The sequence below is a fragment of the Pseudomonas sp. NPDC087697 genome, assembly GCF_044743155.1.
GTDB lineage: Bacteria > Pseudomonadota > Gammaproteobacteria > Pseudomonadales > Pseudomonadaceae > Aquipseudomonas.
The window spans coordinates 1-24061 of record NZ_JBIUVW010000056.1; the positions used below are offsets into that span (position 1 = coordinate 1).

General features: G+C 59.2%; 18 protein-coding genes. 11 read left to right on the top strand and 7 right to left on the bottom strand.

Annotated elements, in window-relative coordinates:
- Window positions 1-312 precede the first annotated feature (312 nt).
- The 11 genes from ACIPIN_RS26360 (at window position 313) to cmoB (ending at window position 13936) form a co-directional block, all read left to right on the top strand.
- Window positions 313-1695: a carbohydrate porin gene (locus tag ACIPIN_RS26360; RefSeq protein ID WP_401123949.1), complete on the top strand. Its 1383-nt coding sequence runs from the start codon at window positions 313-315 to the stop codon at window positions 1693-1695.
- Between the two features lie 188 nt (window positions 1696-1883).
- A complete protein-coding gene (locus ACIPIN_RS26365; protein ID WP_401123952.1) occupies window positions 1884-4295 on the top strand; it encodes a glucose/quinate/shikimate family membrane-bound PQQ-dependent dehydrogenase in 2412 nt (803 codons plus the stop codon).
- A gap of 258 nt (window positions 4296-4553) precedes the next feature.
- Window positions 4554-5417, top strand: a complete 864-nt coding sequence (locus tag ACIPIN_RS26370) for a PIG-L family deacetylase (RefSeq protein WP_401123954.1) — start codon at window positions 4554-4556, stop codon at window positions 5415-5417.
- Between the two features lie 399 nt (window positions 5418-5816).
- Window positions 5817-6188, top strand: a complete 372-nt coding sequence (locus tag ACIPIN_RS26375; protein WP_401123956.1) for a DUF6124 family protein — start codon at window positions 5817-5819, stop codon at window positions 6186-6188.
- 746 nt (window positions 6189-6934) lie between these two features.
- On the top strand, window positions 6935-9355 hold the full coding sequence (gene lon / locus ACIPIN_RS26380) for an endopeptidase La (RefSeq protein ID WP_401123958.1): 2421 nt from the start codon (window positions 6935-6937) through the stop codon (window positions 9353-9355).
- A gap of 131 nt (window positions 9356-9486) precedes the next feature.
- The gene (locus ACIPIN_RS26385; protein WP_401123960.1) at window positions 9487-10053 is read left to right on the top strand and encodes a hypothetical protein; all 567 of its coding nucleotides are present in this window, start codon (window positions 9487-9489) and stop codon (window positions 10051-10053) included.
- A gap of 228 nt (window positions 10054-10281) precedes the next feature.
- Entirely contained in the window at window positions 10282-10758 is a 477-nt protein-coding gene (locus ACIPIN_RS26390; RefSeq protein WP_401123961.1) for a hypothetical protein, read from the top strand.
- A gap of 205 nt (window positions 10759-10963) precedes the next feature.
- On the top strand, window positions 10964-11356 hold the full coding sequence (locus tag ACIPIN_RS26395; RefSeq protein ID WP_401123963.1) for a protease inhibitor I42 family protein: 393 nt from the start codon (window positions 10964-10966) through the stop codon (window positions 11354-11356).
- A 2-nt stretch (window positions 11357-11358) separates the two neighbouring features.
- Window positions 11359-12009, top strand: coding sequence for a lysoplasmalogenase (locus ACIPIN_RS26400; RefSeq protein ID WP_401123966.1), 651 nt, complete (start codon window positions 11359-11361; stop codon window positions 12007-12009).
- A 194-nt stretch (window positions 12010-12203) separates the two neighbouring features.
- A complete protein-coding gene (gene cmoA, locus ACIPIN_RS26405) occupies window positions 12204-12983 on the top strand; it encodes a carboxy-S-adenosyl-L-methionine synthase CmoA (protein WP_401123992.1) in 780 nt (259 codons plus the stop codon).
- Window positions 12980-13936: a tRNA 5-methoxyuridine(34)/uridine 5-oxyacetic acid(34) synthase CmoB gene (gene cmoB, locus ACIPIN_RS26410; RefSeq protein WP_401123967.1), complete on the top strand. Its 957-nt coding sequence runs from the start codon at window positions 12980-12982 to the stop codon at window positions 13934-13936. The genes cmoA and cmoB overlap by 4 nt, the downstream gene beginning before the upstream one ends.
- A gap of 72 nt (window positions 13937-14008) precedes the next feature.
- Here the strand turns inward: cmoB and tadA are convergent, their stop codons facing one another.
- The 7 genes from tadA to treP all read right to left on the bottom strand — a co-directional run bounded on the left by tadA (window position 14009) and on the right by treP (window position 23836).
- Window positions 14009-14500, bottom strand: coding sequence for a tRNA adenosine(34) deaminase TadA (gene tadA, locus ACIPIN_RS26415; protein WP_401123968.1), 492 nt, complete (start codon window positions 14498-14500; stop codon window positions 14009-14011).
- Window positions 14500-15876, bottom strand: coding sequence for a multicopper oxidase family protein (locus tag ACIPIN_RS26420; RefSeq protein ID WP_401123970.1), 1377 nt, complete (start codon window positions 15874-15876; stop codon window positions 14500-14502). Before ACIPIN_RS26420 ends, tadA begins: the two co-directional genes overlap by 1 nt.
- Window positions 15877-16194: 318 nt before the next feature.
- Window positions 16195-16479, bottom strand: a complete 285-nt coding sequence (locus tag ACIPIN_RS26425; protein ID WP_401123972.1) for a PTS transporter subunit EIIB — start codon at window positions 16477-16479, stop codon at window positions 16195-16197.
- Window positions 16480-16481: 2 nt separating this feature from the next.
- Complete coding sequence (gene ptsP, locus ACIPIN_RS26430; RefSeq protein WP_401123975.1) at window positions 16482-19016, bottom strand: phosphoenolpyruvate--protein phosphotransferase; 2535 nt, start codon at window positions 19014-19016, stop codon at window positions 16482-16484.
- A 218-nt stretch (window positions 19017-19234) separates the two neighbouring features.
- The gene (locus tag ACIPIN_RS26435) at window positions 19235-20458 is read right to left on the bottom strand and encodes a maltoporin (protein ID WP_401123977.1); all 1224 of its coding nucleotides are present in this window, start codon (window positions 20456-20458) and stop codon (window positions 19235-19237) included.
- 167 nt (window positions 20459-20625) lie between these two features.
- Entirely contained in the window at window positions 20626-22275 is a 1650-nt protein-coding gene (gene treC / locus ACIPIN_RS26440; RefSeq protein WP_401123979.1) for an alpha,alpha-phosphotrehalase, read from the bottom strand.
- A gap of 118 nt (window positions 22276-22393) precedes the next feature.
- Complete coding sequence (treP, locus tag ACIPIN_RS26445; protein WP_401123981.1) at window positions 22394-23836, bottom strand: PTS system trehalose-specific EIIBC component; 1443 nt, start codon at window positions 23834-23836, stop codon at window positions 22394-22396.
- Window positions 23837-24061: the final 225 nt, after the last annotated feature.

The following is a 24061-nucleotide window of genomic DNA, read 5'->3' on the forward strand; positions in this document are numbered from 1 at the left end:
TGCACTTCGTTTACGGCGTGCTCAAGTCGGGTCAACCCTTTGACCCGAAACTTGCGCTTGCCCGGTGAGGCTCAAGACGGTATCTACGGGTGTACACCTTCTCATGCAGGAGCTGCCGCAGGCTGCGATCTTTTCAAGGGGCGACTGCGTACTGTTACCAAATCCGAAAGGATCCATGTCAGGAAAAGCGCTTTCTCTCTTTGTAACAGATCATTATCCTTGCGCCCCTTAAAGCTGAATCGCTTCACCTGCCCGATTCGCCCTCGCAGCGTTCAGCCCTCTCCCCCATAAAAGACCTAGAATTCCTTCTCTATGCTCGACATTCAGACTTTGCGAGACAGCGCTGTCCGCCCCACTATTGCCGCCCGAAAAGCCACAACCCTGATCAGTGGACTCAGCGCCCTGGGCCTTGCCACCTGCGTTCAGGCTGCCCCCGCATTCGATAGCGACTCACCGTGGATGCTCGGCGACTGGAACGGCACACGGACAGAACTCGCGGAAAAAGGCTACGACTTCAAGCTCGACTACACCGGCGAAATGGGCAGCAACCTGCACGGCGGCTACGACCACGATCGCACGGCGCGCTACAGCGACCAGTTCGGCCTCGGTACGCACCTGGACCTGCAAAAGATCCTCGGCTGGCACGACGCTGAATTTCAGCTGACCATCACCGAACGCAACGGCAACAACATCAGCAACGACCGGATCAACGATCCGCGCGTCGGCGGTTTCACGTCGGCTCAGGAAGTCTGGGGCCGTGGCCAGACCACCCGACTGACGCAGATGTGGTATCAGCAGAAATTCTTCGATCAGAAGCTCGACATCAAGGCCGGCCGCTTTGGTGAAGGCGAAGACTTCAACAGCTTCCCCTGCGACTTCCAGAACCTGGCGTTCTGCGGCTCTCAGGTTGGCAACTGGGCAGGCAGCATCTGGTACAACTGGCCGGTCAGCCAATGGGCGCTGCGGGTCAAATATCACCTGACGCCCGAGCTCTACGCGCAAGTCGGCGCCTATGAACAGAACCCGTCGAACCTGGATCGCGACAACGGCTTCAAGCTCAGCGGCAGCGGTACCCAAGGCGCGGTTTTGCCGGTGGAACTGGTGTGGACACCGAAGTTCAACGGCCTGCCGGGCGAATACCGCGCCGGTTACTACTACAGCAGCGCCAAGTCCACCGACGTCTACAAGGACAGCAACGGTCAGCCGGCGGCCCTGAGTGGCGAGGCTTATCGCAGCGCATCGAGCAAGCACGGCGTCTGGCTGGGCGTGCAGCAACAACTGACCAGCCGCGCCAGCGATAACTCGCGGGGCCTGAGTGTGTTCGCCAACGGCACGATGCACGACAAGAAGACCAACGCCATCGACAACTACGTCCAGGCCGGCGTCGTCTACAAAGGCCTGTTCGATGCCCGCAGCAAGGACGACATCGGCTTCGCCATGGCCCGCGTCCACGTCAACCCGGCCTACCGCAAGAACGCCGAGGCGATTAATCAGGCGCATGCGGTCTTCGACTACAACGACCCGACCTATTTGCCGCCGCAAGACACCGAATACAGCGCCGAACTCTATTACGGCGTGCACCTGACCAACTGGCTGACCGTGCGCCCGAACCTGCAATACATCCGCCATCCGGGCGGCGTGGACCAGGTCGATGACGCGCTGATCGGCGGGATCAAAATCCAGTCGTCGTTCTAACTAACGCTACAAAACCCTGTGGGAGCGGGCTTGCTCGCGAAAGCGGCGGGTCAGTCAACATTGATGTCGAAGCTGACGGCCCCTTCGCGAGCAAGCCCGCTCCCACAGGGATTGCATCTACTGAACCCTTTTTACTGAATCCTGCCCGCGCTCGCGGGACTACTTGAAACGTCACGGAGAACCACACTATGAGCACTGATGGTGCTTTGAGTCGAAGCCGTCTGTTACCGAGCCTGCTCGGTATCGTGCTTCTGCTAATGGGCCTGGCCTTGCTGGCCGGGGGGATCAAGCTGAGCCTGCTCGGCGGCTCGCTGTATTACCTGCTGGCCGGTATCGGCTTGGCGCTGACCGGAATTCTGCTGCTGGCCGCCCGCCGTACGGCGCTGGGCCTGTACGCACTGGTGCTGTTCGCCAGTACGCTGTGGTCGCTGTGGGAAGTCGGCCTCGACTGGTGGCAACTGGTGCCGCGTCTGTCGCTGTGGTTCGCCCTTGGTGTGGTTCTGTTGTTGCCGTGGTTCCGCCGTCCGTTGCTGCGCGATGGCGCCGCGCCGCTGGGCACCGCTGCGCTGAGCGTGGCCGTGGTGCTGGCCGGCGCTACCGCCATCGCCAGCCAGTTCACCCACCCCGGTGAGATCATCGGCGAGTTGGGCCGTGACACTGCCGACATGACCAGCACCGCGCCAGCCATGCCCGAAGGCGAGTGGCAGGCCTATGGCCGCACCGAATTCGGCGACCGCTACTCGCCGCTGAAGCAGATCACCCCGGCCAACGTCGGCAAACTGCAGGAAGCCTGGCGTATCCGCACCGGCGACCTGCCGACCGCCGATGACCCGGTGGAGCTGACCAACGAGAACACCCCGCTGAAGGTCAACGGCATGCTCTATGCCTGCACCGCCCACAGCAAGGTGCTGGCGCTGGACCCGGACACCGGCAAGGAGCTCTGGCGCTTCGATCCGCAGATCAAGAGCCCGGTGGGCTTCAAGGGCTTCGCCCACATGACCTGCCGTGGCGTCTCTTACTACGACGAGAACGACTACGCCAAGGCTGACAACGCTTCGGCCGCCGTCATCTCCGAGGCTGGCAAAGCCGTTGCCCAAGCCTGCCCGCGTCGTCTCTACCTGCCCACCGCCGATGCTCGCCTGATCGCACTGAACGCCGACACCGGCAAGGTCTGCGAAGGCTTCGGCGATCACGGCGTGGTTGACCTGACCCAAGGTATCGGCCCGTTCACCCCCGGTGGCTACTACGCCACCTCGCCGGCGGCGATCAGCCGTGATCTGGTGATCATGGGCGGTCACGTCACCGACAACGAGTCGACCAACGAGCCTTCAGGCGTGATCCGCGCCTTCGACATTCGCGACGGTCACCTGGTGTGGAACTGGGACAGCGGCAACCCGGAGGCGACCGAGCCTTTGGCGCCGGGCCAGATTTACACCCGCAACTCACCGAACATGTGGTCGCTGGCCAGCGTCGACGAGAAACTCGGCATGGTTTACCTGCCGCTGGGCAACCAGATGCCTGACCAGTGGGGTGCCGACCGCACGCCGGGCGCGGAAAAATTCAGCGCTGGCCTGGTGGCTCTGGACCTGGCCACCGGCAAGGTGCGCTGGAACTACCAGTTCACCCACCACGACCTGTGGGACATGGACGTCGGCAGCCAGCCGACCCTGCTCGACCTGAAAACCGCCGACGGCATCAAGCCGGCGCTGATCGCCCCGACCAAACAGGGCAGCCTGTATGTACTCGACCGTCGCGATGGCACACCAATCGTGCCGATTCGCGAGATCCCGGTCCCGCAAGGCGCGGTTCCGGGCGACCGTACCGCCCCGACTCAGGCGCGTTCGGACCTCAACCTGCTCGGCCCGGACCTGACCGAGAAAGCCATGTGGGGCGCCAGCCCGTTCGACCAGATGCTCTGCCGCATTCAGTTCAAGGAACTGCGTTACGAAGGCCAGTACACCCCGCCGTCGTTGCAGGGCAGCCTGATCTATCCGGGTAACGTCGGCGTGTTCAACTGGGGCAGCGTGTCGGTCGACCCGGTTCGCCAGATGCTGTTCACCAGCCCGAACTACATGGCGTTCGTCTCGAAGATGATCCCCCAGTCTGAAGTGGCTGCCGGCAGCAAGCGCGAGAGCGAGACCTCTGGCGTACAGCCCAACACTGGCGCACCGTACGCGGTGACCATGCACCCGTTCATGTCGCCGTTCGGCGTACCGTGCCAGGCACCGGCCTGGGGCTATGTGGCCGGCATCGACCTGACCACCAACAAAGTGGTCTGGAAACACAAGAACGGCACCAGCCGTGACAGCTCGCCGCTGCCTATCGGCCTGCCCATCGGCGTGCCAAGCATGGGCGGCTCGATCGTCACCGCCGGTGGCGTCGGCTTCCTCAGCGGCACCCTGGACCAATACCTGCGTGCCTATGACGTCAACAGCGGCAAGGAACTCTGGAAGTCGCGCCTGCCGGCCGGCGGCCAAGCCACGCCGATGACCTACACCGGCAAGGACGGCAAACAGTACGTCCTGCTGGTTGTTGGCGGTCATGGTTCGCTGGGTACCAAAATGGGCGATTACGTGATCGCTTACAAACTGTCGGAATAAGCGTTAACGGCAGTTAAGGAAAAGGCGACTACCGCGAGGTAGTCGCCTTTTTTATGGCTCACAGCATGCCGAATACGTTGTCAACAAACTCGACGAACGGCACTGTTTTTAGTTTAGAACTGTTATTTGTGACAGTAGCCAGCCCTATCGCTTCAAGTGCTCAATGGCACATGTCCCGGTTACCGATATACCTCGGAAAGTACGCATCGCTGAACAAGCGGTTAACCGAACAACCTTGTGGTCTTAGAGAGGCGCATCATGAAACTAATCAACACGTTAGCCATCGCTTGTACACTTCTGGCTTTGTCCACTCACTCTTTTGCCGCATCAACCACTTTTTACATCGTGGCGCATCAGGATGACTGGCAATTATTTATGGGTGCTCATGCTCACGCTGACGTAAACAAACCCGGTAATAACACGGTTTTCATTTACATCACTGCCGGGGATGAAGGATTTGGCACAGGTATTGGTCATGGAGCCCAAGACCATCCTTATTATCTCGCCCGAGAAGAAGGTGCGAATCGGGCAGTACGTTTTATGGCAAATGATGACAAACCCAGAGGGGAAGGAAAAGGGGAAACCATCACGATCAATGGTAAATCCCTTTATAAATATAGCTACGAAAAAACAATTTCTTATTTCTTACGACTGCCGGATGGAAAACTTAGACCCTTCTATCTTGGTGAAATCAAAACCATCACAGCAATAAATGACACCGCCACGTACTCTACCTGGAATGACTTGGTAAAAACCATTGAATCCATCATTACAACTGAAGGAAGAGGCTCCGCCAAGGTAGTTGCAAATTACCCAAATAAAGATGAAAAGGAAAACCCCGAAAATCATCCCGACCATATAACTACTGCACTGGCAGTCGATGCGGCGCTTGCAGGCCTATCGTGTGTTGATCGACGGACATACATTGAATATTCAACGCGTTTCAAGCCAACCAACTTGTCATCTACAGATCAAATAACAGAGGCAGCAATTTGGGCTACAACGGCATCAGGACTCAGCGACATGGGATACCGCAGTACGTATAACTCATTCCACAATGATTTTATTGGGAAAATTTACTATAGCTCCATCGATGGAACAGGTGATTGTGCGTTCCGATGAGTCAGCAGAAAGAGAAAAGTGGATCGCGTTGGTAGTCCCGCTCTGTAAAAGCTACCGCAGGCTGTGATCATTTGCCCTTCCCCCTAAACGTAGGACTCAGAGAAGCTTCTGACATGGTTTTCAGGTTGTCGGTGGGAAGCCGCATGACTAGTCTTTGGTGGTCGCTGCCAATTCAGCGACCGGGTTTGACCGTCCGTGTACACTCTAGGCGCACAGCGTCCACTGTTCATGAGCAGACGCTTTTTTTATGTCTGTCATTTCATGTTATGGCGGCTGTGCGCGGGATACCTTCGGGTATGCCGGGTTCCTAGAGTCCCGGTCGGTCAACCCGCGTACAGTTGCCACCCCAATTCGTTTGACCGCGGACGGTGGCAGCTCCACTACTCTGGGAGCTTCATCATGCACAAAGTCACTCCAAATCCCCCTGAAACCCCAAGCACTTCCCCGTACGAATCCAACGACTCCAAAAAACTCCACGACGCCGCCGAACGCGCGCTGGATCACTACCTCAAACCGCCGTTCGACAAGGGCAACCTGCCCGACAAACGTCCTTCCAACATCTTCGCGGTGATCCCCGATCTGGATAACGAAACCCTGCTGGCCCACGCCTCGGAAACACTCGCCTCGGTCAATGTGCTGGCCAGCGACCTGGCATTCGAGCTTGAAGGCACCCGCCGGCATGTGGCGCTGGCGATTCAGCAGATGATCTCGTTGGGGGAACTGTTGGTGAACCGAGCGCTGGATAGTTTCGATCAACCAGAACAGCAGTAACACCGCACTGTGGGAGCGGGCTTGCTCGCGAAGAGTTCATCACATTCAACATCTCGGTTGACTGTCAGTCCGCCTTCGCGAGCAAGCCCGCTCCCACATTAGTTTTGATCGATGTACATCTACAAATGATCAGCATCTAAAGCCGTACACGCCCCAACCACTCAGGCCGGCCGGTAGGCCGCCGTGCTGTTGCTGTTGCTGTTGCTGTTGATCTTGATCCACCCGCCCCTTCGGCAGGCCGAGCGCAGGTGTTCATCAGGGGGTTGGCGCGCAGCGCCGTACGGCGCAGCCGGACACATCGAGAGGAGGTCGTCGCGCAGCAGACCGTAGGCGATGCCCCCTGATGGACACCGAAGCGAGGGAACGCCGAGCCTAGGCGAGGTGCCGTACGCTTGGGGCGAGCGTTTTTTTGCTTACTTTTTTTAGGCGTTTGTAAAAAAAGTGAGTCGCCGTCAGGGCGAAACCCTAAGTGGCCATTACCGCAGCAATGGATATGTACACCTGCAAGAGATTGGTCGGCTGTCAGGCCGCCTTCGCGAGCAAGCCCGCTCCCACAGTAGATCTATGTGCATCCGCAAGAGATTGGTCGGCTGTCAGGCCGCCAAGATCAAAAGATCGCAGCCTTCGGCAGCTCCTACGGTTGAACGAAGATACACCTCACGAAACACCCGCTAACAACCGTCCCCCATTGAAACCACCCTCCACCTGCCCCATCTAACTTACATACCCCATTGCGCAGGTGCCCCATGAGCGACCAGCAAGAATTCCCGGAAAACCCGAGCGACTACGCCGACCCCGAAAACGCCGAACACCCCACCTCCGAAGGTAAAGGCCTGGCCCTGCCCGGCCAGAACCTGCCGGACAAGGTCTACATCATCCCGATTCACAATCGTCCATTCTTCCCGGCACAAGTACTGCCAGTGATCGTCAATGAAGAACCCTGGGCCGAAACCCTCGACCTGGTGGCCAAGTCCGAGCATCACTCGCTGGCGCTGTTCTTCATGGACACCCCACAGGAAGACCCACGGCACTTCGACACTTCCGCCCTGCCGCTTTACGGCACCCTGGTGAAGGTCCATCACGCCAGCCGCGAAAACGGCAAACTGCAATTCGTAGCCCAGGGCCTGACCCGCGTGCGCATTCGCACCTGGCTCAAGCACCATCGCCCACCGTACCTGGTGGAAGTCGAATACCCGCACCAGCCGAGCGAACCGACCGATGAGGTCAAGGCCTACGGCATGGCGCTGATCAACGCGATCAAGGAACTGCTGCCGCTCAACCCGCTGTACAGCGAAGAGCTGAAGAACTACCTCAACCGCTTCAGCCCCAACGACCCGTCGCCGCTGACCGACTTCGCCGCGGCACTGACCTCCGCCACCGGTAGCGAGCTGCAAGAAGTGCTCGACTGCGTGCCAATGCTCAAGCGCATGGAAAAAGTCTTGCCGATGCTGCGCAAGGAAGTCGAAGTCGCGCGCTTACAGAAAGAAATCTCCGCCGAAGTGAACCGCAAGATCGGCGAACACCAGCGCGAGTTTTTCCTCAAGGAACAGCTCAAGGTCATCCAGCAAGAACTGGGCCTGACCAAGGACGACCGCAGCGCCGATGTCGAGCAGTTTGAGCAGCGGCTGGTGGGCAAGGTCCTGCCGCCACAGGCGCAGAAACGCATCGAAGAGGAAATGAACAAGCTGTCGATCCTCGAAACCGGCTCGCCGGAATACGCGGTCACCCGCAACTACCTGGAGTGGGCGACTGCGGTGCCGTGGGGCGTTTACGGCGAAGACAAACTCGACCTCAAACACGCGCGCAAAGTCCTCGACAAACACCACGCCGGGCTCGACGACATCAAGGACCGGATCCTCGAGTTCCTTGCCGTTGGTGCTTATAAAGGTGAGATCGCTGGTTCTATCGTATTGCTGGTCGGCCCACCGGGCGTGGGCAAAACCAGTGTCGGCAAATCCATCGCCGAGTCGCTGGGGCGGCCGTTCTATCGCTTCAGCGTCGGCGGCATGCGCGACGAAGCCGAGATCAAGGGCCACCGCCGTACCTACATCGGCGCGCTGCCGGGCAAACTGGTTCAGGCGTTGAAAGACGTTGAAGTGATGAACCCGGTGATCATGCTCGACGAAATCGACAAGATGGGCCAAAGCTATCAGGGCGACCCGGCCTCGGCGCTGCTGGAAACCCTGGACCCGGAACAGAACGTCGAATTCCTCGACCATTACCTCGACCTGCGTCTGGACCTGTCGAAAGTGCTGTTCATCTGCACCGCCAACACCCTGGACTCGATCCCCGGCCCATTGCTCGACCGGATGGAGGTGATTCGCCTGTCGGGTTACATCACCGAAGAAAAAGTCGCCATCGCCAAGCGTCATCTGTGGCCAAAACAGCTTGAGAAAGCCGGAGTGTCGAAAACCAGTCTGTCCATCAGCGACAGCGCGCTGAAAGCCTTGATCGACGGTTACGCCCGCGAAGCCGGGGTGCGTCAGTTGGAAAAACAACTGGGCAAACTGGTGCGCAAGGCAGTGGTGAAACTGATCGACGAACCGAAAGCTGTAATCAAGCTCGGCCCCAAAGACCTCGAAGCCTCACTCGGCATGCCGGTGTTCCGCAACGAACAAGTGTTGTCCGGCACCGGGGTCATCACCGGCCTGGCCTGGACCAGCATGGGCGGCGCGACCTTGCCGATCGAAGCCACGCGCATTCACACCCTCAACCGCGGCTTCAAACTCACCGGGCAACTGGGTGATGTGATGAAGGAATCCGCCGAGATTGCTTACAGCTACGTCAGCTCGCACCTCAAGCAATTCGGTGGCGACGCGAAGTTCTTCGACGAAGCCTTCATCCACCTCCACGTACCCGAAGGTGCAACACCGAAAGACGGCCCAAGCGCCGGCGTGACCATGGCCAGCGCCCTGCTCTCGCTGGCACGCAACCAGCCGCCGAAAAAAGGTGTGGCCATGACCGGCGAACTGACACTGACCGGGCACGTGCTGCCGATTGGCGGCGTGCGCGAGAAAGTCATTGCGGCGCGGCGCCAGAAGATCTTCGAACTGATCTTGCCGGAACCGAACCGTGGCAGTTTCGAGGAGTTGCCGGACTATCTGAAGGAAGGGATTACCGTGCACTTCGCCAAGCGTTTTGCGGATGTGGCGAAGGTGTTGTTCTGACCTCGCACCCGACTGCATTGAGGCTGAAACATCGTAAGCGCCGTCTGTCTGAACTGTTATTTCTAACAGGTGGCGCTCACCTTCTGACCTGATAAAACTGTTACTCACCCCACATTCAAGAGTGAGCAATCATGGAAGAAGAAATTATTGCATTAGCCCCTGCCGCTCCCGGCATCTCGAATCCAGAAGAAGGAGGCGAGGTCGAAACGCTGGTGCTGAAAGGGACCGGCATACCCACTGCAAGAATTTACATAAAAACGAACCTCGGTATCATTCCGTCACCAGCCGCCTACGTGGACCAGAATGGTTTTTGGCAAGTTACCCCTACAGGCCAAGAGTTCGAGACTCCTAACGATAATGCTTGGGTTTATGCAACACAGTATTTTCCAACTGAGTCAGGACCAAGCCCAACGGTAAACTTCAAGAAACTGCTCTCACGACCGAAAATTACGCTGCCCCTCAATGGCGGTTCGCTGCCTGCGCACGAGCAACGGATCACAGGGACAGGATTTCCCCTGGCCACCAAGATTGAAATTGAGCTGGCGAAAATAGTCCCCCCTATCCTCACTTACCACACCAACACTACCCCCGATGGAGGGGGATGGTGGGGGGGTAAACCCTGGGTGGTCTCTGATGCCCGGCCCCTATGCACTCAAATGCAGGCAAACATCTGGAGAACACACTTCGCGGTGGAGTGATGACTTGATCGTAGAGGTTAAGTAGCGCTTTACGGATGTGGCGAAGGTGTTGATTTGACCTGTCCACTTGAATCGGCGCACGCCTGAAAAGATCGCAGCCTTCGGCAGCTCCTACAAATTTGCGTAGGAGGCGCCGCAGGCTGCGATCTTTTGATCCTGGTCTCGCCTGCCACACGTTGTCTCATCTAAATTAAAAATCAATCCGCACACCTACAAGGGATTACCAGCATGAACAGCCAGGAACGTAGAAACCACGTCAACAAAATCCTTCAAGACAAAACGAATTTCCGTGAACTTTCCAACACTGACTTCATGAAGTCTACAGTTGAAAACAGGAACGACTTTGAGGCCGAAGATATTTACTCCAGCGCCGGCTCTAAAAATATCCTTGTGGTTTTCACCGCGGGTCAAAGTGGGACACCCCTACGTCAAGTGTTCGACTTCTACCTATCCAAAAATATCGAAACAGGTATTTATACAATCAGCAAAGAGAGTAATGATCCTTTGATTGAAATAACCTACTCAGAATTTGACCCCACACAACCCAGCGCTCACAACAATTATTCATACATCGCATTCAAAGGTATTTTGAATCTATTTGTGAAGACTACAACACTTAAATACGATGGATCTTTAGAGGCAACATTCAAAGACAGAAACAACAATAATCTCACATCAAATGGCACATTTTCTTTCACCTTGTAAACCTGACAATAAAACAATAGGCAACGAAAACCTGACGCCTCCACCGAACACGTCACTCCCCACCCTGCAAGGCTGTTTAGATCTTGCAGGGCTCCCATTGGGCACTGAGTGAAGACACACGGCTTTCGCCACATCACTCAGTCACACTTTGTCTCATCTTCGGTTATGCTCGCCGTTCGTCGTGAATGCCGGAGCCGCTGACCTTATGTCCCCCACCCGCCTGTTTGTCCCCCTGAGTCTCGCCCTGCTGGCCGCCTGCGCCACTCAACCGAAACAGAACGTGACGGTGGAAAAACAAAGCGAATGCCCGGTGCAGCTGAACAACGGGCAACACCTGATCCTGACCCTGCCGAGCAACCCGACTACGGGTTATCGCTGGGCGGTCCAGGATTCGGCTGGCGGTGTGTTGCGGGCGATCAGCCCTGAGGTTTACACCAACCCGGAGAACACCGGGCTGGTGGGCAGTGGCGGGCAATCGACCTGGCGCTTTCAAGCCTTCTCTGCCGGTAACGGGCGCTTGCGTCTGACCTATCAACAGCCGTGGGAACCCGAAGCCACACCTGCGCAAACCTTCGACTGCGCGATTTCGGTTAACTGATCATGGGCTGGCTGATTCTGGCGCTGATAGGCGCGGTGACCTTTCTCTACGGGGTGAGCGTTCACGCCGAGTTGCTGTGTCTATTGGTCAAACCGTTGCCGGTGTTGGCGCTGCTCGGCTGGTTGCACGACGCTCCGCCCAGCGACTATCGGCGCTGGATCAGCCTTGGTTTGATATTTTCCCTGCTCGGCGATGTGCTGCTGGCGTGGCCGGGGGACTTGTTCGTGTTTGGTCTGGGCGCGTTTCTGGTCGCGCACTTGGCGTATTTGAAGGCGTATTTGAGTGATTGCCGACGCTTGGCGCTGTTGCCGTTGATTCTGGCACTTGGGGTTGGCGCGCTGCTGCTGGGGATACTGATCAGCCATGGCCTGGGGCCGTTGCTGATTCCGGTGATCGTTTACGGTGTGGCCATCAGCGTCATGCTCTGGCGTGCCCTGGCCCGTTTGGGCAGCGATGTACCCAAACGCTCGGCGCTGTTGGCGGCCGGTGGCGCGCTGACGTTTGTGTTCTCCGACAGCGTGATCGGCATCAGTCGCTTTGTGCTGCCGTTTGAAGCCGCACCCTATGTGATCATCCTCAGCTATTGGCTGGGGCAATGGGGGATTGCGGCGTCGGCGCTCTTCCAACAAAACCGAAAACACCACTACCCGTAGCAGCTGGCGAAGCCTGCGTTCGGCTGCGAAGCAGTCGTAATCCTCACACCACGCTGCTTCAGGTGTATTGATGTCGCCTGTATTGCGAGGGCTCCGCCCTCGAACGCAGCCTTCGGCAGCTGCTACAGGGGCCGCGTACTTCGCGAACGCGGTTTATCAGACAACCCGCGCATCCGCGCGCTAACTTGGCTAAAATGCCGGCCTTTTCCACATCCGCCGCTGGAACCGCCGTGAGCAAAGAATCCGATCGCCTATTCGCCCAGCCCTTGGCCCAGGTGCCCGACTTCGCCTTTAACGAGGACGTGGTGCGGGTGTTCCCGGACATGATCAAGCGCTCGGTGCCGGGTTACCCGACCATTGTCGAAAACCTCGGCGTGCTCGCGGCGCAATTCGCCCAACCCAACAGCGTGCTTTACGACCTCGGTTCGTCGCTGGGCGCGGTGACCCAGGCCCTGCGCCGTCACGTGCGCACCGACGGTTGCCGCGTTATCGCTGTGGATAACTCGGCGGCGATGGTCGAGCGCTGCCGCGAATACCTTAACGGCCAGGACTCGATGTTCCAGGAGTTGCTGCCGGTTGAAGTAATCGAGGGCGACATTCTCGCGCTGGAGTTCAAACCGGCCTCGGTGGTGGCGCTGAACTTCACCCTGCAATTCATCGCCCGGGACGAGCGCACTGCACTGCTGAGCCGCATCCGCCAGTCGCTGCTGCCGGGTGGTGCGCTGATTCTCTCGGAGAAGCTGCGCTTCGAAGACGCCGAAGAACACGCGCTGCTCACCGACCTGCACATCGCCTTCAAACGCGCCAACGGCTACAGCGAACTGGAAATCGCCCAGAAGCGCAGCGCCATCGAAAACGTCATGAAGCCCGACAGCCTCGAAGAACACCGCGAACGCCTGCTGGCCGCCGGGTTCTCGAAAGTCGTGCCGTGGTTCCAGTGTCTTAACTTTGCCTCGTTGATTGCCTTGCCATGATTGATCTGTCTCCCCTCGCCCGCCGTCTGGCCGGTACGCCGCTGGCCGACTGGGCCAACACCCTGCAAGCGCAACTCGACGTAAAAATGGAAAAAGGTCACGGCGATCTGGAGCGCTGGCAAAGCGCGCTGGACGCCCTGCCAAAGATCCAGCCGAGCGAAGTCGATCTGCTGAATGGCTTGACCCTGGACACCGATTGCGACTTTGAGACCCGCGCGCAAATGCGCACCGCGCTGATGGGCTTGTCGCCATGGCGCAAAGGCCCATTCGACCTGTTCGGTGTGCACGTCGACACCGAATGGCGCTCGGACTGGAAGTGGTCGCGGGTTGCCCCGCACTTGGACCTCAAAGGCAAACGCATCCTCGATGTCGGCTGCGGTAACGGCTACTACATGTGGCGCATGCTCGGTGCCGGCGCCGACAGCGTGATTGGCGTCGACCCGAACTGGCTGTTCTTCTGCCAGTTCCAGGCCGTGCAACGTTACCTGTCCGAGCCTGCGGCCTGGCACCTGCCGTTTCCCTTCGAGGACCTGCCAGCGAATCTGGAAGGTTTCGACACAGTGTTTTCCATGGGCGTGTTCTACCACCGCCGCTCGCCGATCGAGCATTTGCTGGCGCTGAAGGATTGCCTGGTCAAGGGTGGTGAACTGGTGCTGGAAACGCTGGTGATCGAAGGCAACGAGCAACAAGTGCTGGTGCCGGAAGACCGTTATGCACAGATGCGCAACGTCTGGTTCCTGCCGTCGGTGCCGGCGCTGATGCTTTGGCTGCGCCGTGCAGGCTTCAGTGATGTGCGCTGCGTGGATGTGAGCGTGACCACGATTGAAGAACAACGCGGGACCGAGTGGATGAAGTATCAGTCACTGAGCGATTTCCTCGACCCTGAAGATCACAGCAAGACCATTGAAGGTTTGCCGGCGCCAATGCGCGCGGTCATCGTCGCCAAGAAGTAAAAGCATCGCGAGCAAGCTTTGCTCCCACAGTTCACCAAACCTGTAGGAGCAAGGCTTGCCCGCGATATCGATCTAACGGCTGGTCCGCCGTGCCTTGAAAAACTCGCTCAACACCGCGCCGCACTCTTCGGCCAATACCCCGCCTTCGACCAGCACCCGGTGGTTGAGAAAGCCCTGGGTGAAGAACTGCCCCTGGCTTTGCACGATCCCGGCCTTGGGCTCCAGCGCCCCATAAACCACCCGCGCAATCCGCGAATGCACGATCAAACCGGCGCACATGCTGCACGGTTCCAGCGTGACGTACAGCGTGCTGCCCGGCAGACGATAGTTGCTCACGGCCTGCGCCGCAGCGCGGATCGCGACCATTTCGGCGTGGGCACTGGGGTCGCTGCCGCTGATCGGGCAATTGAAGCCACGACCGATGATTTCGCCGTCCTGCACCAGCACCGCGCCCACCGGCACTTCGCCGAGGGCGGCACCTTGCGCGGCCAGGGCCAGGGCTTCACGCATGAAGTCCTGATCGCGGCTACGGTCGATGATCTGCGCGGGGCGTATCTGGCGCATCAGGCCACCTCGATGGCGGCCATCAGGCCGGTTTCCATATGGTCGATCACATGGCAGTGGAACATCCACACCCCCGGATTATCCGCCACCAGCGCCACTTGGGCGCGCTCGTTCTTGCCCAGCAGGTAGGTGTCGGTGAAGTACGGGATGATCTTTTTGCGGTTCGAGGCAATGACCTTGAAGCTCATGCCGTGCAAGTGAACCGGGTGCTGGTACTGGGTCATGTTCTTCAATTCGAAAATGTAGCTTTTGCCTTTCGCAAGCTTAGCAATCGGGCGGTCGGCGCAGGTTTTATCGGTGATGTCCCAGGCCTTGCCGTTGATCTGCCAGAGGCTCGGCGGTTTGCCGTTGTCGACGTTTACCGACACTGAACCTACCCACTCGAAATTGAAGTTGAGCTTCTCGGCATTGGCGAGGTCCGGCTCGGAAATCGGGTTGGCCGGCAGCGCTGGTGGCCACTGGGTTGGCGCCTCATTGTTGGACACCGAGCGCAACGTGCCAATGCGCACCGGCCCGTTGCGCAGTGACAACTCTTCACCCGCCGCCGGAGCCTTGATCGCCAGGCAAATGCGCATGCCTGGGCCCAGCCAGTACTCTTTACCCAGCGGACGCGGCTCGATCGGGTTACCGTCGAGCGCGTAGATCTGCGCTTCGACGCCCGGAATATTGATCCGGTAGGTCAGTGTATTGTCGAGATTGAGCAAACGCACCCGAGTGATCTGCCCGGCAGGCAACTCAACCACCGGCAATGGCACGCCGTTGATAGTCGATAGTCGTCCTGCCGTCCCACCACGGGCGGCTTCGCGAGGAACGCTGAACGGCACGAAGGCGCCCTCTTCATCGACGTGCCAGCTTTTGAGGCTCAAGGTCTTTTCATACTTGAAACCGGTAGGCTCGCGCTCTTCGATGATCAGCGGCCCGACCAGCCCGCGACCCAGCTCTTGGCTGCTGTTCACATGCGGGTGATACCAGTAGCTGCCAGCGTCCGGCACGCGGAATTTGTAGTCGAAATACTCGCCCGGCAGCACCGGAAGTTGGGAGACGTAGGGCACGCCGTCCATCTCCAGCGGCAAACGAATACCGTGCCAGTGAATCGTGGTGGGCACCGGCAGGTGGTTGATGAACCGCACCCGCAACCATTCGCCCTGGCGCACCCGCAGTTCCGTCCCCGGCGCCGACGGACCAAAGGCCCAGGCCTCGGTTTTGTGCCCTGGCACCAGCTCGACATCCAGCGGCGCGGCGATCAGCTCATAATCGTGACCCGCGTTGGCGTCAGCCATTTTCCCCAGCCAGTAACGCGATGCACCACCGGCCCCGACGCCCACCACTGCCAGACCGGCCAGACCACCCAGTATTTGTCGACGGGTAAAAGACATGAACTCAACAACCTCACGTATCAGCCGCGGGCCTGACGCCCGCAAAAGGCGAATACGATACACCTGCGGTTGAGAAACAGTAAGGGCAACTCGGGATTCCTATCGTAGGAGCAAAGCTTGCGATGAATAACTACGCCCGTACCCGTAGCAGCTGCCGAGGCTGCGAGGCTGCGTTCGGCGGCGCAGCCGTCGCAAAACCTGTCACCGCGTTCTTTCAGGCAAACCACGTCAGCCGGACTACGACGGCTGCGCCGCCGAACGCAGCCTCGCAGGCTCGACAGCTGCTACGGGAGTCAGAGCAAAAAGATGCGAGGATATTTACAGCCCTGCGATCAGATGCACCACCCCACCCGCCAACGCCATCACCCCCGGCACACCCGCTGCGCGCAAGGCCGTCGCGTCCAACTGCGCGGCATCCTTCAACTCCACCCGCACCCGCGTCAGCGCAACCCGCTGTTGGGATTTGAGGTTATCCACACCGCCCAGCGCGGCCACGACATTCGCTGCCAAGCCCGAGACAGGTTGGGCAACCACCTTCGGCTCATCCACCAGCAGATCCGGGGTCAATGCCTTCCAGAACGCACGTTGCACTTTCTCGAACATGTTCAGCTCTCCAACATCTGTGAAGTTTCGACCATTGCCTGCTGCTGCAACAACAAGGCCTCGCGGACCTGCTCGGCGCTTTCCAGCCCGAGCACCTGATGGGCGATGGCCTGGCAATCACTGAGCTCGACCTCGCGAATCGCCGCCTTGATCGCCGGAATCAGCGGCACGCTGACCGACAGTTCATCCACCCCCAGCCCCAGCAACAGCGGTACCGCCAACGTCTCCGACGCCAGCGCGCCACACACCCCAACCCACTTGCCATGGGCATGGGCGGCCTTCACGGTGCTGGCGATCAGGCGCAGCACCGAAGGGTGAAAACTGTCGGCCTGACTGGCCAGACGCGGGTGATCGCGGTCCATGGCCAGGGTGTATTGGGTCAGGTCGTTGGTGCCGATGGAGAAGAAATCCACCTCGGGCGCAAACAGGTCCGCCATCAGCGCCGCCGCCGGGACTTCAATCATGATGCCCAGTTTCGGCAGCTCCTTGAGCCCGAGCGCCAGCGCCTCTTCTTCGAGCATCTGCCGCGCCAGGCGCAGCTCCGACAGCTGGCTGACCATCGGCAACATGATGTGCAGACGCGCCAGGCCAGCGCTGCTCAGAATCGCCCGAAACTGCTCGCGCAACAGCTGCGGACGCTCCAGGCACAAGCGAATTCCGCGCATGCCCAGAAACGGATTGGCCTCGCTGTCCATCGGCACGTAGGCCAAGGGTTTGTCGCCGCCGACATCCAGCGTGCGCACCACCAGATTGCGCTGCGGACCCAGTGCACGGGCGATGGCGCTGTAGGTGCCGGCCTGTTCATCATGACTCGGCGCCAGGCTGCGCTGCTGATACAAAAACTCCGAACGCAACAGCCCGACACCCTCAGCCCCGAGGCTCATGGCCTGCTCGGCTTCAGCCAGCGAAGCAATGTTGGCCGTGACTTCGAAGTGATGACCATCACGGGTGACCGCGGCCCTTGCAGCGTTTTCCAGCTCATGTTGATGACGCTGGCGTTGCTGCTGACGCTTGGCGTGCAACTGCTCGATGGCCGACACCGCCGGGTCCAGGTGCAACTCACCCTTGTCTGCATCGAGCAGCACTCGGGTGCCACTGGCCAGCGACAGCACCTGCGCCGGCAAACCACACACGGCCGGTAAACCCAGGGCCCGGGCGAGTATCGCCACATGGCTGGTGGCACCTCCGCCTACGGTAGCGAAACCCAACACTTTGCCGGTATCCAGGGCAGCGGTCTGGGACGGTGTCAGTTGTTCGGCAATCAGAATCGCTTGATCCGGCAACTCCCAGACACCGTCCGGCACCCCGAGAATCAGCTTGAGCACACGCTGGCCGACATCCATCAGGTCCAACGCACGCTCGGCGAGCAACGTGCTGCCCAGCGTCTTGAACAGCGTAGCGGTGGCTTCAGTGGCGCTGTTCCAGGCAAACGCCGCGCTCTTGCCCTCAGCGATCAGGGCCTGGGTTTGCTCCAGCAGGCTCGGGTCTTCCAGTAACTCCTGATGCGCCTTGAAGATGTCCGACTGCGCCTCGCCCGCCGCGTTGTCACGCAAGCGTTGCAACGCCTGCGCCGCGAATGTCAGCGCATGCTCCAGCGACTCGCGCTCCACGCGTTGATCAGCAGCAAACTCAGGTATCTCCAGGGTACGCTCGGCAACCTGTACCACGTACCCGAAGGCCGAACCCGCCGAAGCACAGACACCGCGCAACAGCTTCGTCGAGCCCCCCTGCGCCTGAACCACCGGCGCTACGACCGCAACCGACGTCACGGCCTCCCCGCAGCCGTCCGCCAATAATTGGGCCAGCGTGCTGATTGCCAATTCGGCATCTTCGCCCACCGCACTGACCTGCAGCACATCGCCGTGCACCGTCTGCAACGCCATGATCGCCACCAGCGACTTGGCGTTGGCGCTGTCCTGCTGCTTGTGCAGGCAAATGCTTGCCGCAAAACCTTTCGCCGCCTGTGCAAAGATCGCCGCCGGCCGCGCGTGCAGGCCATTGGCGTTGGGCAGGTTGACCGGTTTGGAAAACAGCGCCTCGCCCTCCTCCTGCGCAGTACTGACACGCGGATCGCCAAGGCTCAGACGCAACACCGGTTGTGCACATGCCACCAGACCGTTGTCCGGTGTCAGCAGACTGAAGGGCTCGCCACTGACCACCAGCATCAAGGTCAACAGGCTGCGGGCATGCAGGACGATATAGTCGGCATCGAACTCGATCAACGGCTGCCCGGCCTCGACACGCTGGCCCTGCTCGACCAATGCGCTGAACCCCTGGCCTGCCAGGTTCACGGTGTCCAGGCCAATGTGCAGCAACACCTGCACACCGCTGTCATCGGTGATGCTGATCGCATGGCCGCTGTGTTGAAGGTTGCTGACCACACCGGCCAACGGTGCGCACAGGGTCTGCGAGGTCGGATCGATGCACAGACCGTCGCCGATCACCCGGCTGGCGAACACCGGATCCGGCACGTGATCAAGCGGCATCAGCACCCCGGACAGCGGCGCCAGCAATTGCAATGGTTGGGTTATGGTCATGACTTCACCTGCGGTTTTGTTCTGTGTAGATACATTGAGCAGCACTGCACTCCGTAGCAGCTGGCGCAGCCTGCGTTCGGCTGCGTAGCAGTCGTGAATCCTGCACCCTCGGTCTACCTTAATCACCGTAGTGCCTGATTTTACGACTGCTTCGCAGCCGAACGCAGCCTTCGGCAGCTGCTACGAAGGCGAGTTGAGCCTGCAGCTAATTACCGTACTTATTTCCACCAGTATTCGACCTGCAATCCGACGTTCGACCCATGCAGTGCCGTGCCGAACGCGCCGGTATCGGATAACGCCGAACCTTGCGCCAGTTCATTGGCCGCACGCTTGGCCGCTTCGTTCCAGCTGGCGTAGGTGTAATACAAACGCACCTCGGGACGCGCCCAGAAGTCCGGGCCCTTTGGCGACCAGGTCGGGGCAAAGGTGAATTTGCTCAACTTGCGCGTACCGCCCGGGGCCTCGACCTGATCGTGTCCCAGTTCAGTCACCAGTTTGAATTGATCGGTGATCGCATACGCCGGACGAATGCCGAGGGAGATCCAGTTCTGACCGTTGCCGTCAGGGCGGATGTCCTTTTGATAGACCGCTTCGACCTGACCACCAAAACGCGGTGTCACTTGCCAGTCGAAGAACTCCACCAGACGATAGCTTTTGTTGCTGTCGTCGAGGCCAACATCGCCGGTGTAACCCAACCCGGTGCCCGGCCCTTCGCCGTACTGCAGCGCCAGTTTGTTCTTGCCGCCCAAGAAGTCTTTCTGCACATGCTGGGCGGTGATTGCCCAGCCTGCGTGCGCGTCGCGGCGGTCGGGTTTTTCGATGTAGCTCAGGCCAAACTCCAGCTCACCGTTCGGGTTGGTCTGAAACCCCGCGACGTTGAAATCCTGCCGGGTGACGTAGTCCTTCTGGTACAGGTTGTCCTTGCGTGAAAACGCATAGCTGTATTTCAGGTCGCCGATCTTCACGTCCTCGATACCGCCGCCGGTGGCGCTCTGGTTCCAGTAATAGAAGTCGGAAATGTGGATGTCGTTTCGTTTGTAGTAACGTCGCCCCGCCCACAACGAACCGCCGTTGAGGCTCGGCAAGTTCGACCACTGGGCGTACATCTGTGGCATCCGTACCGAGCCGTTGTCACCCTGGAACGTCAGGTTGCGGTCGTACTGGTTGTACAGCGAGGCCATGCCGTCGACGCTGAACACCGAGCCGTCATCGAGGGTCAGCAAGTCCTGACGCAACTCCAGCTCGGCGTATTGCTCGCACTCGTTACCCAGACGGTACTTCGACTCCGCGCCGGGCAGTTTGAAGCACGATTGCGAACCGCCGTTGACCGAGGTTCCGACGCCGCTACGCAAGTAACCGGCGAACTCCAGAGCGTGGGCCGAGAACGGCAATACCAGGCACACGCACGACGCTGCAAGGCTGCGATTTATTGTTGTTTTCAAGAGCCACCCCATTATTTTTTATTGTCTTGAGTCTTTTTTCGGGCAAAACAATCCCTGTAGGAGCTGGCGAAGCCTGCGATCTTTTGATCTTTCTCTTGAGACTCAAGTGAATCCGAGAGAAAAGATCGCAGCCTTCGGCAGCTCCTACGAAAGGAGGAACGTGTTTCTTATTGGTCAGTCAGGTGCAGAACGAACGACTCGTACGGCCGCAGGAACAACTGCCGATTGCGTACCTCGCCATCCGGGTAGTTGCTGATCACCAGGCGTTGCAACATGCAGTCGGTGATCACCCGTTCCGGTAATTCGACTTCACACGCCGTGCCGTAGAAGTTATTCACCACCAGCAGCCGCTCGCCTTGGCCTTCACGCAGATACACCCAGACCTGCGGGTGCGTGGGCAAGAGCTGGCGATACACGCCGTCCTGAATCAGCGGTTCGCTGCGGCGCAAGGCAATCAGCCGGCGATAGTGGTGCAGCACCGAAGTCGTGTCGTCGAGTTGGTTTTCGACGTTGATCTGCGTGGCGTTGGCCGGCACACCGATCCACGGCTCGGAGCTGCTGAAACCGGCATTCGGTTGCTCATTCCAATGCATCGGGGTGCGACTGTTGTCGCGGGATTTCTGCATGATCGCGGCCATGCTCGACGCCTCGGACTCGCCCGCCTCGCGCTTGAGGCGATAGATGTTCAGCGTCTCGACATCGCGGTACTGCTCGATGCTCTCGAAGCCCGGATTGGTCATGCCCAACTCTTCACCCTGATAGATGAACGGTGTGCCCTGCAGAAAGTGCAGCGCGGTGCCGAGCATCTTCGCCGACACCACATGGTGTTCACCGTCATCGCCAAACCGCGACACCACTCGCGGCTGATCGTGGTTACACCAGAACAGCGCATTCCAGCCGCCACCGGCCTGCATCCCGGTCTGCCAGTCGGAAAGGATGCGCTTGAGCTCGAGGAAGTCGAAGTCGGCGCGAACCCACTTCTGCATGTTTGGGTAATCGACCTTCAGGTGATGAAAGTTGAAGGTCATCGACAGCTCTTTCGAGTCCGGCCGCGAATAGCGGATGCAGTGCTCAAGGCTGGTGGAAGACATCTCGCCGACGTTGATCAGGTCATGGCCCTCGAAAACTTCGCGGTGCATTTCCTGCAAATACTCGTGCACGTTCGGGCCGTCGGTGTAGAAGCGCCGACCGTCTGTGTTGTCCTCGGGGAAATCCGCCGGTTTGGAGATCAGGTTGATCACGTCCAGACGGAAACCACCCACACCCTTGTCACGCCAGAAGCGCATCAGCTTGAAGACTTCAGCGCGGACCTGCGGGTTGTCCCAGTTCAGGTCAGCCTGGGTGTGGTCGAACAGGTGCAGAAAGTACTGCCCGGTTTGCGCCTCGTATTCCCAGGCCGACCCGCCGAACTTGGATTCCCAATTGTTCGGCTGATCGCGCCAGATGTAGAAGTCACGGTACGGGTTATCGAGACTGCTGCGCGCTTGCTGAAACCAGGTGTGTTCGATGGAGGTGTGGTTGACCACGATATCGAGCATCAGCTTGATGCCACGCTTGCCGGCCTCGGCAATCAGCAACTCGCAGTCGGCCATGGTCCCGTAGCTCGGGTCGATGGCGTAGTAGTCGCTGATGTCGTAGCCGTTGTCGCGTTGTGGCGAGCGCAGGAACGGGGTGATCCACAGGCAGTCGACACCCAGCCATTGCAGGTAATCGAGCTTGGCCACCACCCCGAGCAGATCGCCCGTGGCGTTGCCGGCGTGGCTGTGAAAACTCTTCGGGTAGATCTGGTAGATCACCGAACGCTGCCAGTCTTGCATGGCGCAAATCCTTCAATTGGTTTTGTACTGATCCTGAGGGCCTCATCGCGAGCAAGCTTTGCTCCTACAGATGATCGAGGCCGTTGTAGGAGCAAGGCTTGCCCGCGATGGCGATCTGTCAGGCGACGCGATACCCAGGCCGGACGATTTTCATGCTCAAGCCACAGGTCAAAACGAACGGCACGACCATGGCGATGACCATCCCGATCACGAACATCGGGATGTATTGCGGAATGATCGAGATGAATCCGGGCAAGCCACCGACACCGATCGCCGAGGCCTGAACCTTGTTCAGCGACAGGAACATGCAGCCCAGCGCCGAGCCGATCAGGGCTGCGTAGAACGGAAACTTGTAGCGCAGGTTGACGCCGAACATGGCCGGTTCGGTGATGCCGAAATAGGCGGAAATTGCCGAGGTCGAGGCCATGCTTTTATCCCGCGCGCTACGGGTCATGTAGAACACCCCGAGTGCCGCGCTGCCCTGAGCGAGGTTGGACATGACGATCATCGGCCAGATGAAAGTGCCGCCCTGAGTCGAGATCAACTGCAGGTCCACCGCGAGGAACATGTGGTGCATGCCGGTGATCACCAGCGGCGCATAGAGCAGACCGAAAATCGCCCCGCCAACCATCGGTGCCAGCTCGAACAACGTCACCACGCCTTCGGTGATCAGAATCCCCAGGTGACGGGTCACCGGGCCGATCACCGCCAGCGCCAACACCCCGGTCACGACAATGGTGGTAATCGGCACCACCAACAGTTGAATGGCGTTCGGCACTCGTGCCCGCAGCCATTTTTCAATGACGCTCATGACGTAAGCGGCCATCAGGATCGGCAGGATCTGGCCCTGGTAGCCGACCTTCTCGATCTTGAACCAGCCGAAAATATCGAAGTACGGCAGGCTCTGGCCGTCCAGCCCGGCCACCGCTTTGCCGTAGTTCCAGGCGTTCAGCAGGTCCGGGTGAACCAGCATCAGGCCGAGCACGATGCCCAGGATTTCACTGCCGCCAAAACGCTTGGCTGCCGACCAGCCGACCAGCGCCGGAAGGAACACAAACGAGGTGTTGGCCATCAGGTTGATCAGGCTCCAGACCCCGTCCAGCATCGGATAGGCCTCAAGCAAGGTCTTGCCTTCGATGAACATGCCTTTGGCGCCGATCAGGTTGTTCACGCCCATCAGCAGACCGGCAATGATCAGCGCCGGAAGAATCGGCATGAACACATCGGAGAACACCCGCACCAGCCGCTGCATGGCGTTGGTCTTGTCGGCGCCCTTTTGTTTCACATCGGCGATGGTCGACGCGGCAAGACCGGTCTGCTCGCGCAGTGCGGCGTAGACCTTCTCGACCTCGCCGGGACCGATAACCACCTGAAACAGGCCGCCGGTGAAAAACGAGCCTTTGACCAGGTCGATCTGGTTCAGCGTCGTGCTGTCGACCAGACCTGGGTCTTTGAGGGCCAGGCGCAGACGCGTGACGCAATGCGCGGCCTGTTCGAGGTTGTCAGTACCACCGAGGCTCTGAAGCAGCTCGCTGGCGATAGTCGCGTAATCGTGGCTCATGCTTTTTCATCCACTGTGTTTTTTTGTTGTTGGCAGCATGCCGAAGCGAAAAGTACTCGTCTGTACGAGTTAATGCAACAACTCGTACAGACGAGTTTGAATTTGTTTAATGACCAGCCGACCAGCGGCCATATTTCCGACAGCCACGACCACCCCGCCATCAGCGCAATAGACAAACCCTCACGCGTTCCCTAAGGTTCCTGCCTTGTGCACAACGCAGCCATT